The 11,571-nt window shown below is 42.0% G+C and carries 10 protein-coding genes; 9 read left to right on the top strand and 1 reads right to left on the bottom strand.

The features are described 5' to 3' along the window. Nucleotides 1–68: 68 nt before the first annotated feature. On the bottom strand, nucleotides 69–647 hold the full coding sequence (locus WDV75_RS03765; protein ID WP_273558700.1) for a lipoprotein: 579 nt from the start codon (nucleotides 645–647) through the stop codon (nucleotides 69–71). Nucleotides 648–908: 261 nt separating this feature from the next. Between WDV75_RS03765 and bolA the strand changes: the two genes are divergently transcribed. The 9 genes from bolA (at nucleotide 909) to WDV75_RS03720 (ending at nucleotide 11,552) form a co-directional block, all read left to right on the top strand. Continuing rightward, complete coding sequence (bolA, locus tag WDV75_RS03760; protein ID WP_193850378.1) at nucleotides 909–1,232, top strand: transcriptional regulator BolA; 324 nt, start codon at nucleotides 909–911, stop codon at nucleotides 1,230–1,232. 391 nt (nucleotides 1,233–1,623) lie between these two features. After that, a complete protein-coding gene (gene tig / locus WDV75_RS03755; protein ID WP_273558703.1) occupies nucleotides 1,624–2,928 on the top strand; it encodes a trigger factor in 1,305 nt (434 codons plus the stop codon). 270 nt (nucleotides 2,929–3,198) lie between these two features. Continuing rightward, a complete protein-coding gene (gene clpP / locus WDV75_RS03750; RefSeq protein ID WP_189759806.1) occupies nucleotides 3,199–3,822 on the top strand; it encodes an ATP-dependent Clp endopeptidase proteolytic subunit ClpP in 624 nt (207 codons plus the stop codon). A gap of 144 nt (nucleotides 3,823–3,966) precedes the next feature. Further along, complete coding sequence (gene clpX / locus WDV75_RS03745) at nucleotides 3,967–5,238, top strand: ATP-dependent protease ATP-binding subunit ClpX (RefSeq protein WP_189759805.1); 1,272 nt, start codon at nucleotides 3,967–3,969, stop codon at nucleotides 5,236–5,238. Nucleotides 5,239–5,444: 206 nt separating this feature from the next. Next, a complete protein-coding gene (gene lon, locus WDV75_RS03740) occupies nucleotides 5,445–7,799 on the top strand; it encodes an endopeptidase La (RefSeq protein ID WP_273558705.1) in 2,355 nt (784 codons plus the stop codon). Nucleotides 7,800–8,125: 326 nt separating this feature from the next. Beyond that, complete coding sequence (gene hupB, locus WDV75_RS03735) at nucleotides 8,126–8,410, top strand: nucleoid-associated protein HU-beta (protein WP_222941544.1); 285 nt, start codon at nucleotides 8,126–8,128, stop codon at nucleotides 8,408–8,410. Between the two features lie 174 nt (nucleotides 8,411–8,584). After that, nucleotides 8,585–10,465, top strand: coding sequence for a peptidylprolyl isomerase (gene ppiD, locus WDV75_RS03730; RefSeq protein ID WP_273558707.1), 1,881 nt, complete (start codon nucleotides 8,585–8,587; stop codon nucleotides 10,463–10,465). 148 nt (nucleotides 10,466–10,613) lie between these two features. Further along, nucleotides 10,614–10,997, top strand: coding sequence for a ComEA family DNA-binding protein (locus WDV75_RS03725; RefSeq protein ID WP_273558709.1), 384 nt, complete (start codon nucleotides 10,614–10,616; stop codon nucleotides 10,995–10,997). A gap of 147 nt (nucleotides 10,998–11,144) precedes the next feature. Continuing rightward, a complete protein-coding gene (locus WDV75_RS03720) occupies nucleotides 11,145–11,552 on the top strand; it encodes an acyl-CoA thioesterase (RefSeq protein ID WP_189759800.1) in 408 nt (135 codons plus the stop codon). Nucleotides 11,553–11,571 lie beyond the last annotated feature (19 nt).

Here is an 11,571-nt window from a genome sequence, read left to right as displayed (position 1 = left end):
CCTCCCAAAACTTTCTGCATACTATCTAATTTTGTCAGAATTAGGCAGAAAGTTTGTACATTATCCTGTTAGTGGACGTTTTGTTTGATAAAGGTGCTGATTGATGCATCCTGAGCCATGTCTGCGATCACATCAGATAAGACAGTATTGACTGCATCAGCAATTTTTGTGTTTGTCGCGGCCAATGGTCCCTGGGCATTGTAGCTGGTACGATAATTTTTAATTTGTTTACTACCGTCTTGAGCATAAGCAATGATAGAGATTTCCGCTTTGGCTGAAATATTATGACGAAGACTGCCTTCTTTCACATTGGCGTAGAGTTGATTAACAACAACCTGCAAATTGGCATTGGCGGGAGAGCCAATCATATAGCCGCGAGCCACCATCTGTTTTTCCAGCGCTTCTTGTAGTAAGAAGCGTAAATCACGGGAAGGAACCAGGGTGACTAATCGCGCATCGCGATTAATTTGGGCCAGGGCTTGAGATTGACGCTGGTCGACCCCACTAATACTGACTGTGATCGCTTTCATGGTTGGATCTGCTGGAGGCAGGGTAATTTTAGGCTGAATGGCTAATGTGTTGCCTGAGTCTGCACAGCCAGATAAAAAGAAAAGCGTAATCAATGGAATAAATATTTTCTTTAGCATGTAGGTTTTCTCAATTCAAGATTCGGATATTCAATATTAATACTGATAATTTAAACCGTAGTTTAAACCGCCGTAATCATAGCATCGCCATGGGTAGCGGCATATCCCTGATGATAGAAACATGGTTTGAAATATCGTGAGAAATACCTGACGCAAATTCTGTTAATGAGATTGGGTTACTCCGATGTTATAAATCATGGGAAATAATCTAAAATCAATGATGTGGTTGATAAATAACCTTTGGTGATTTAGGAGAATGGGATGGTTCGTCAAGAAATAGAAACAAAGTTACAGGCGGCATTTAAGCCTTCTCATCTGGAAGTGACCGATGAAAGTTATCGTCACAATGTGCCCGCGGGTTCTGAAAGCCATTTTAAAATTGTTATCATAAGTAATGAATTTGTTGAACAAAGAATGCTTAGCCGCCATCGCTCAGTATATAGCGTTTTGGCTAAAGAATTAGAGGAAGGTGTACATGCTTTGGCACTCCATACTTATACAGAAAAGGAGTGGACAGAACTAGCAGACACTGTTCTGGCTTCTCCCGCATGTCGTGGTGGCAGTACAACGACATCAAGCTTGTGAGTTTTCGATATAAAATCATAGGCTTGTTTCTATTTTATTAATCCAGATTTAATCTTAACTAACAGCCTTCGGGCTGTATTTTTATTTATATGCATACTGCTTAAACAGTATCATCATAAACAATATTGTGATGTAGTCATTGAGCAACATTCATCACATAAGTCAACGAATCATGCATGCTTTTGTCTGCAATTCTCGACTCATACTGTCTGCGCCGCTATAATGCTGCGTCTAAATTTTTAGAATGGTTTCGGGACGCTTCTGATCACAGGGATTCTCGGTTTTTAAATGCGACCGCCCCGGTTCTTAAAGAGTACTGCAATCAGCTTGTTTTAAGCCTTGCAGCCATTCTGAAGTTGACCGAGCACTATGATTTTTTTGAGGTAACAAGATGCAAGTTTCTGTTGAAACCACTCAAGGCCTTGGGCGTCGTGTGTCAATCACCGTTCCTGCTGCCGATATCGAAAAAGCAGTTGACAGTGAACTGGTTAATGTAGCAAAGAAAGTCCGTATCGACGGCTTTCGTAAAGGCAAAGTGCCAATGAAGATCGTTAAGCAGCGTTATGGCGCTTCTGTTCTTCAGGATGTTCTGGGTGATCTGATGCAGCGCAATTTCATCAATGCGATCATTGAGCAGAAAATCAACCCAGCAGGTGCACCAAGCTACAAGCCTGAACAGTTTAAAGAAGGTGAAGACTTCACTTACGCAGTTGAATTTGAAGTTTATCCAGAAATTGAACTGAAAGGTCTGGAAGAGATCGAAGTTGAAAAACCTGTTGTTGAAGTAAAAGATGCAGACGTTGACAACATGCTGGACACGCTGCGTAAACAGCAGGCAGATTGGAAAGAAACCGATGAAGCAGCGGCTACGGAAGATCGTGTCACTGTTGATTTCACTGGCTCCATTGATGGTGAAGAGTTCGAAGGCGGTAAATCAACTGATTTCGTTCTGGCAATGGGCCAGGGCCGTATGATCCCAGGTTTTGAAGATGGTATCGTTGGTCACAAAGCAGGCGAAGAATTTACTATCGATGTGACTTTCCCAGAAGATTACCATGCAGAAAATCTGAAAGGTAAAGCGGCGCAGTTCGTGATCAACTTGAAAAAAGTTGAACAGCGTGAACTGCCAGAGTTGACTGAAGAGTTTATCAAGCGTTTTGGTATTGCTGATAGTTCTGTTGACGGTTTGCGTGCCGAAGTTCGCAAGAACATGGAACGTGAACTGAAAAATGCTGTTCGCAACAACATCAAAACTCAGGTTTTGGATGGTCTGGTTAAGGCTAACGAAATTGAAGTTCCTGCGGCTGTTGTTGACAGTGAAATTGATGTACTGCGTCGTCAAGCTGCTCAGCGTTTTGGCGGTAGTGAAAAACAAGCTCTGGAACTGCCACGTGAACTGTTCGAAGAGCAAGCTAAACGCCGCGTTGTTGTTGGTTTGCTGTTAGGCGAAGTTATCAGCAGCAATGAGCTGAAAGTCGAAGAAGATCGCGTTACTGCGTTGATCGAAGAGATGGCTGCAGCTTATGAAGATCCAAAAGAAGTTGTTGAGTACTACAGCAAGAATAAAGAAATGATGAACAGCATTCGCAACATTGCTCTGGAAGAGCAGGCTGTTGAACTTGTTCTGAGCAAAGCAAAAGTTTCTGAAAAAGAAACTGGCTTCAATGAATTGATGAATCAAAATCAATTGGCATAAGTTTCATTTATTGATTGCCTGAGATGATGAAACCTCACTCTCAATGAAGTGAATCGAAGTAAACCCGCAGGCTATGCTTGCGGGTTTTTTTATTGTTCTTGAAAAAAACAGATTTAACCTCATATCCTTTCTTACTATTATGTAAGAGCTTACTACTTTTTAAAGGGGAAAAGCCCCTTGTGAGTTAACTTTGGATCATGGTCATCATCGCTTATCTCAAGTAGAATCAGTTATGAATGGCACCAGCGTGAGTTCGATTAGGAGACGGAAATGTCATACAGTGGCAAGCAAGATCAATATGCACCTAACATGTCTTTGGTGCCGATGGTGGTTGAACAAACAGCACGTGGCGAACGTGCATTTGATATCTTCTCCCGCTTATTAAAGGATCGTATTATTTTTCTGACTGGGCCTGTTGAAGATCATATGGCGAACTTGATCGTTGCCCAAATGCTATTCTTGGAAGCAGAAAACCCAGAAAAAGATATTCATTTATATATCAACTCACCTGGTGGGGTTATTACGGCAGGCATGTCTATTTATGACACGATGCAGTTTATCAAACCAGATGTGAGCACTATTTGTATGGGGCAGGCCTGTTCTATGGGAGCATTCCTGCTGACTGCGGGAGCCGAAGGGAAGCGTTTCTGTCTGCCGAATTCCAGAGTTATGATTCACCAGCCATTAGGTGGTTTCCAGGGACAGGCGACTGATATTGAGATCCATGCGCAGGAAATCCTCAAGGTTAAAGCGCGTATGAACGAATTGATGGCGAAACATACCGGACAGCCACTTGAGAAGATCGTTAAGGATACAGAACGCGATCGTTTCTTGTCAGCCGAAGAATCCGTAGAATACGGGTTGGTTGATAGTATATTCACCCAGCGCAGCTAATTATTAATTAATTACTTTATTACTCCGATGCTAGCCTTTTCTCTAAGCGTTTCTTGATGTTGACGCCAAACTAGGCGGAGTAATAGCGTTTTTTCTGTTATGCCGGACAAACTGGGATAACAGTTCATAAAGTGAGGTTGACTGATGACAGATAAGCGCAAAGACGGTTCAGGAAAGCTGCTGTATTGCTCTTTCTGCGGGAAAAGCCAACATGAAGTACGGAAATTAATAGCCGGTCCGTCAGTGTATATCTGCGATGAATGTGTCGATTTATGTAACGATATCATTCGCGAAGAAATTAAAGAGCTGGTACCACATCGTGAGCGTAGCACATTGCCTACTCCTCATGAAATTCGCCAACATCTGGACGATTATGTTATCGGTCAGGAAACCGCGAAGAAAGTGTTAGCAGTTGCGGTTTATAACCATTACAAGAGGTTACGTAATGGTGACACCACTAACGGTGTGGAACTCGGCAAAAGTAATATTCTGTTGATTGGCCCGACAGGTAGCGGTAAGACGTTGTTGGCAGAGACATTAGCTCGCTATTTAGACGTTCCGTTTACTATGGCTGACGCCACGACATTAACCGAAGCGGGTTATGTCGGGGAAGATGTAGAAAATATTATCCAGAAACTTCTGCAAAAATGTGACTACGATGTGCAGAAAGCACAACGTGGTATCGTGTATATTGATGAAATAGATAAGATTTCCCGTAAATCTGATAACCCATCAATTACTCGCGATGTGTCAGGAGAAGGGGTTCAGCAGGCCCTGTTGAAACTGATTGAAGGCACTGTGGCAGCGGTTCCTCCTCAAGGTGGCCGTAAACATCCACAGCAGGAATTCTTGCAAGTTGATACTTCCAAAATTCTGTTTATCTGCGGCGGTGCATTTGCCGGTTTGGATAAAGTTGTCAGCCAGCGTTTGAATGTCAGTTCAGGTATCGGTTTTAGTGCTACAGTTAGGGGCGAATCAGAGAAAGCCACAGAAGGTGAATTGCTGTCTGAGGTTGAACCAGAAGATTTAATTAAATTTGGGTTAATTCCCGAATTCATTGGTCGTCTGCCTGTCGTGGCAACGTTGACTGAACTTAATGAAGAAGCGCTGATCCAGATCCTACAGGAACCGAAAAATGCGCTGACCAAACAGTATCAGGCCCTGTTTAACCTTGAGGGTGTTGAACTGGAGTTCAGAAAAGAAGCATTGACTGCCATAGCGAAAAAAGCAATGGCACGTAAAACGGGTGCTCGTGGTCTTCGTTCAATTGTTGAAGATGTTTTACTGGATACCATGTACGATCTGCCATCGATGGAACATGTAGAGAAAGTTGTTGTTGATGAAACGGTTGTTGAAGATAATTCCGCACCATTATTGATATATAGCAAGCCGGATGCTCAAGTTTCTGGTGAGTGAAGAAATGGGGTATAGGAAGCACCGATTATCAATACGCATTGAAAAAACAAATGAGGGATTCTCCCTCATTTGTTTTTTGCCGGTATAGGCTATTGAATGTCAGATTCCTGTCCCCATATATTTTATATTCTTTGAAGTGAAACTCGTGAAAACCGTGTTTCACGAGATTCCTAAAACTGGCGAAAGCTAAACGAAGAGAGAGCTCTATGAATCCTGAGCGTTCTGAACGCATAGAAATCCCTGTATTGCCTTTGCGCGATGTAGTGGTTTATCCACATATGGTGATCCCTCTGTTTGTTGGGCGTGAGAAGTCGATTCATTGCCTGGAAGCAGCAATGGAACATGACAAACAAGTCATGTTGGTCGCGCAAAAAGAAGCATCTACTGATGAGCCGGGAGTGAATGATCTTTTTTCCGTAGGTACAGTGGCTTCTATTTTACAGATGTTAAAATTGCCAGATGGCACAGTAAAAGTTCTGGTTGAAGGCTTGCAGCGTGCTCGCATTACCACGTTGACGGATAATGGTGAGTATTTCTATGCACAAGTTGAATATTCTGAATCCCCTGACGTTGATGAACGTGAGCAAGAAGTTCTGGTAAGAACGGTTATTAACCAGTTTGAAGGTTACGTCAAACTGAATAAAAAGATCCCGCCAGAAGTATTGACCTCGTTGCACAGTATTGAAGATGCAGCAAAATTAGCCGATACCATCGCTGCACATATGCCTTTGAAAATCAACGATAAGCAGACAGTTTTAGAAATGTCTAATGTTGTTGAACGCATTGAATATCTGATAGCAATGATGGAATCAGAAATCGATCTGTTACAGGTAGAAAAACGTATCCGTAATCGCGTTAAAAAACAGATGGAAAAAAGCCAGCGCGAGTACTACCTGAATGAGCAAATGAAAGCGATTCAGAAAGAATTGGGTGAGATGGATGATGCACCTGATGAATATGAAACGCTGAAACGTAAGATCGAAGACGCGAAAATGCCGAAAGAGGCTCGCGAAAAAGCCGAAGCTGAATTACAGAAATTAAAAATGATGTCTCCGATGTCGGCTGAAGCAACGGTTGTTCGTAGTTACATTGACTGGATGGTGCAAGTTCCTTGGGTTTCCCGTAGCAAGGTAAAGAAAGATTTAATAAAAGCTCAGGAAGTGCTGGATACAGACCATTATGGTTTGGAGCGTGTCAAAGAGCGAATTCTTGAATATCTTGCGGTACAGAGCCGCGTTAGCAAGCTTAAGGGGCCAATACTTTGTTTGGTAGGACCTCCTGGTGTGGGCAAAACCTCATTGGGCCGTTCTATCGCACGTGCAACTGGGCGTAAATATGTGCGTATGGCGTTGGGTGGAGTACGTGATGAAGCGGAGATCCGTGGACATCGTCGCACCTATATTGGCTCAATGCCGGGCAAATTAATTCAGAAAATGTCCAAGGTAGGGGTTAAAAATCCACTGTTCTTGCTGGATGAAATCGACAAAATGTCATCTGACATGCGTGGTGATCCGGCTTCAGCATTGTTAGAAGTGCTTGATCCTGAACAAAACGTAGCATTTAACGATCATTACCTTGAAGTTGATTACGATCTCTCCGATGTGATGTTCGTGGCAACATCTAATTCTATGAATATTCCTGCTCCATTGCTGGATCGTATGGAGGTTATTCGTCTATCGGGCTATACCGAAGATGAAAAATTGAATATTGCCAAACGTCATCTGCTGCCAAAACAGATCGAGCGTAATGCACTGAAGAAAGACGAATTGACTATCGATGATGGTGCAATTATTGGCATTATCCGTTACTACACTCGTGAGGCTGGCGTTCGTAGTTTGGAACGTGAAATCTCTAAATTGTGTCGTAAGGCAGTGAAAGCATTACTGATGGATAAGAAACTTAAGCACATCGAAATTAATGCGGATAACTTGAAAGATTATCTGGGTGTGCAGAAAGTGGATTATGGTCGTGCTGATACAGAAAATCGAGTTGGTCAGGTAACTGGTCTGGCATGGACAGAAGTGGGTGGTGATTTGCTGACGATTGAAACAGCCAGTGTACCAGGTAAAGGTAAATTGACTTATACCGGTTCATTGGGTGAAGTGATGCAGGAATCCATCCAGGCGGCATTGACCGTTGTTCGTGCTCGTGCTGATAAATTGGGTATTAGCGCTGATTTCCATGAGAAACGTGATATTCATGTTCATGTACCGGAAGGCGCAACGCCAAAAGATGGCCCAAGTGCGGGGATTGCAATGTGCACAGCGCTGGTTTCTTGCCTGACGGGTAATCCAGTTCGTGCTGACGTAGCCATGACAGGGGAAATTACTCTGCGTGGTTTAGTTCTGCCAATCGGTGGTTTGAAAGAGAAACTGTTGGCAGCACATCGTGGGGGAATTAAAACGGTTCTGATCCCAGATGACAATAAGCGAGATCTAGAAGAGATCCCACAGAATGTGATCCAAGATCTGGAGATCCATCCCGTTAAACGTATAGAAGATGTTTTATCTATCGCTTTGCAGGAACCCGTATTTGGCGCAGAAGTAGTATCACTAAAATAGTGAGCTAACTCAAAAACTGTGTATAAAATTCAGGTTGGTGAGTACATTCAGGCTTGCCAGCCTTTTTTTGTGTCATTAAGTTAGATTAGTCTATACGCATTAAACTTAAAGCTGCAATTTACAACACGATATGAAACCTGATATCTCCCCGCTTCGCGGGGAGATATCACACGCATCTTGAAGTTAGATTGGTATAATTATCTGATTAAAAATTTTGCTGTTCCATGATTTCTTGCTAATACTGGAAAAGGATTGATATGACGGTATAACTGTCGTGTTATCTGTTATAAATCGGTTTCCGTTACAAGAGTAATACTAAAATGGGGATGATAAGAGTGAATAAATCACAACTGATCGACAAAATTGCTGCTGATGCCAACCTCTCTAAGGCGGCAGCCGGACGTGTAGTAGATGCATTCATTTCTTCCGTATCTGGTGCATTGAAAAACGGTGATGATGTCGTTTTAGTGGGGTTTGGTACGTTTACTGTACGTGAGCGTGCTGCGCGTACAGGACGCAACCCTCAGACAGGCAAGGAAATCAAGATCGCAGCAGCAAAAGTACCTGCTTTTCGAGCTGGGAAGGGGTTAAAAGACGCTGTTAATGGCTAATGAGCAGACAGCAGGCCCTGGTTTTTGTTATTGCAATAAACTTCAACTGACTGGGGCTTGTTGATAGGCTAGAATATAAGCGCATCAATTGATTGGTGCGCTTTTTTTCTCTTAGCGTTTGAATTGTCGTAATATGACAGTTTCTTTTTCACTAAAGCGGAGTTTTACGTCTTTATGATGGACAACCTACGCACGGCGGCGAACGGTCCTGTGCTCAAAATTGTATTGGCGCTAATTATCCTGACTTTCCTGGTGACAGGGGTAACCGGTTACCTGTCAAGCGAAAGTGGTAATTATGCTGCCAAAGTGAATGGCCAAACCATTAGTCGTGCTCAGCTAGAGCAGGCATTTTTGCAAGAAAAAAATGCTCAGCAGGAGAAGCTGGGAGATGAATTCTCAACTTTGTTAAGCGATGAACAGATGCTACAGCAGCTTCGGCGCCAATCATTGGAGAGACTTATCAATGCCACTTTGATTGAACAATATGCCCGTAAGCTGGGTTTATCAGCGAGCGACAATCAAGTTGCACAGGAAATACGTAACCTACCGTTTCTCCAGACTGACGGCCAATTTGATAACAACAAATATCAGGAGTATTTAAACTGGCTTGCTCATTCAAACATCAGCCCTGAAAATTTTGCGGAACAGGTTCGTCAGGAACTGATTAATCGTCAATTGAAGCAAGTTGTTATCGGGGCGGAAATTGCGTTACCGCCAGAAATAAAACAGGAAGTAGCCTTACTTCTGCAAGAAAGGACCGTGCGTTTTGCGACTCTTGAATTGAAGTCAATTGAAGAGAAACAAACAGTGACTGATGAAGAGCTGAAAAAATACTATGACGCAAATAGTCAGCATTTCACTGTGCCAGAAAAAGTGAAAGTCAGTTATATCAAAATGGATGCTACCAATGAACTGAAAGATGTCACTGTATCTGATGCTGATATTGAAAAATATTATAAAAGTAACTTGGTGAAATACACTAAACCTGAGCAGAAGAAGTATAGTTTTATTCAACTGGATTCAGAGTCTGTCGCTAAATCGGTTTTGGATGAGTTAAAAAAAGGGGCTGATTTTAGTCAATTGGCATCAGAAAAATCGACGGACAAATTTTCTGCACAAAAAGGGGGAGATTTGGGATGGATGGAAGAAAATTCTCTGCCGATTGAGCTTAAATCAGCGAATTTGATCCAGAAAGGGCAACTTTCCAATGTGGTTAAATTGTCTAATGGATATGCCATTTTCCGTTTAGATGATATTAAGCCTCAAGAAGTCAAACCGCTGGCGGATGTGCGTTCGGAAATAGAAAAAATTGTTAAGCAAGAAAAAGCGGTTGATGCTTTCTATGCATTACAGCGGAAAGTGAGTGATGCCGCAGCTAATGATAATGAGTCTTTGGCAGCAGCAGAAAAAGCGGCAGGTTATCAAGCTGTGACTACCGACTGGTTTGATCGCGATCACGTTCCCACTGATATTAATTTCAACCAAGTTGTTCAGGCTATTTTCTCTGGCAATTTGATTGATGATAAAGGCGCGACAGGAATTAACTCTGATGTCATTTCAGTTGAAGGCGATAGAGCTTTTATTCTGCGTGTTGACAATGTTAAGCCTGAGACAGTCCAGCCATTTGAACAGGCTAAACCTGAAGTGACTGAATTGGTGAAACGCCAGAAAGCAGAAAAACAACTTCAGATTGAAAGTGAAAAACTACTGACTGCCCTGAAAGAAGGCAAAGGTGAGCAAGCATTGAAAGCCGCGGGAATTCAGTTCGAGCAACCTACTGTGATAAAACATCTGCCACAAACTAATCAGGCTACCGATGTGGCATTCACTTTACCTCATCCTAAAGCGGGTAAGCCAGTATATGGATTAGCTCAAGATGAACTTGGTAACGCTGTGCTTATCCAATTGGATAAAGTTGTTCCTGGATCCGTTACCGAGGATCTGCTCAAACAATATATGGCGGGTTACCAGTATCAGACCGGTAATATCATGCTGGAGTCACTAATAATGAATTTACGTGATGATGCGGATATTAAATTCGGCCAACTTGAATAAAATTGCGAAGTTACTCGCATCTGTTTTTGCAAAATAGTAATTGAAAAAGGCCACTTTCGTGGCCTTTCGCATATCTAAACTTTGCCTGTTGCCTGAAAATATCGTTGTGGCAATCTTTCTTTCACCAACAAAACATGGAGAGATTTACATGAAAAATTTAAGGATATTATTTCATTCACTCATGATGGCATTGTGTATCAGCATACCATTAACTCATGCCGCTACCGTTAATGAGTCTACTGATAAGATAGTGAAACAACCTGTTAAAACCACTGTTGAAGAGAGTAAGGTGAAAGAGGGGGGAGAACAAGTTGCAGGCCAGCAAAAACAGGGAAAGGAAGGGGTTAATATTAATACTGCAAATGCTGAAGAGTTGGCGAAAGAACTTAATGGGATTGGCGCTAAAAAAGCACAGGCGATTATTGAGTATCGTGAAAAATATGGCCCTTTTACAGCAATAGAACAATTACAGGAAGTACAAGGTATTGGTCCAATTTTTATAGAGAAAAATCGGGATAAATTGACTTACTAAGTGTTATGCCCTCTTGTGTATTGCCAGTCATTTAATCAAGAGGGCTGTGATATCGATCAAGAATAATTGATTAAACACTATTGTAATTAAATTGTTTTGCTATTGTTATATTCTATCTGGTCGGATGAGTGTAAGGAAAAAATAGCAATGAGCACAATTATCAAAGTCAGGGGTTACCATATTGATCTTTTCCAGCATGTGAATAATGCGCGTTATTTGGAGTTTATGGAAGCCGCTCGCTGGGATTTACTTACTGAAGATGACACATTGGGATGGTTAAATCGTAAGAATATTGGTTTTGTTGTGGTGAATATCAACATTAATTATCGCCATCCAGCCGTGATTACAGATGAGCTGGAAGTGAAATCTTCGATGCGAGAGTTACGTAATAAAAGCGGTACATTTTTTCAGGAAATTATACGCAGGAGTGATAATCAAATCATTGCAGATGCTTTAACTACATTTGCTTGTATTGATTTGAAAACACAAAAAGCGTTAGTTTTAGAAGGCGAATTACGAGAAAGAATGGAAGCTTATAAAAATGATGCCCAATAACGATAAGACAAAAATGTGG

The sequence above is a fragment of the Xenorhabdus griffiniae genome, assembly GCF_037265215.1.
Classification (GTDB): Bacteria; Pseudomonadota; Gammaproteobacteria; order Enterobacterales; family Enterobacteriaceae; genus Xenorhabdus; species Xenorhabdus griffiniae.
Note: the sequence above shows the minus strand (reverse complement) of the source record. Positions and strands in the feature narration are given on the sequence as shown.